General features: G+C 61.5%; 1 protein-coding gene. It reads left to right on the top strand.

Annotated features, from left to right (window positions below; genetic code table 11):
* Nucleotides 1-201 precede the first annotated feature (201 nt).
* Nucleotides 202-537: c-type cytochrome (locus tag AC4FS3_RS29380; protein ID WP_491023475.1), on the top strand; the 336-nt coding region annotated here is incomplete at its 3' end.

A 537-nucleotide genomic window follows, 5' to 3' on the forward strand; every position in this document is an offset into this window, starting at 1 on the left:
CCGGGAAGGCGGCTGGACGCCATCCGCGCGGGAATGAGAACGAGGGGCTGGATCATGATTTGGAATGGCGTCAAAAAGTAGCAAAGAGCGTTTCACCTATACGAGTTGCGTTCGCCGCGTCAAAGCGGTTAATCATCGCCCCAAAGCTCCGCCTGCGGGGCGCCGTCCTTATCCAGATCACGCCTTGCGGAGTCGCCGTTTATGGATTCCTTCGAGCTTAACAAGATTGCCGGCGCGGTTCTGGGCACTCTCATGTTCGTGCTTGGGCTGAATATCGTCACTGAGAAACTGTTTGAGAACCATGCGCCGAAGGTTCCGGGGTATGATCTGCCGCAGGCGGCCGAGGCGTCGGCTGGCGGCGCGGCTCCAGCGGCCAAGGCGGCGACGCCGCTTCCCGTGCTGCTAGCCAAGGCTGACGCCGCCAAGGGCGAAAAGGCCATCGCCAAGTGCAAGACCTGCCACAGCTTCGAGAAGGGCGGCCCCAACAAGATCGGCCCCGATCTTTATGGCGTGCTTGGCCGCCAGGTGGCCCATCAT

The sequence above is a fragment of the Pseudogemmobacter sp. TB195 genome (genome assembly GCF_058313095.1).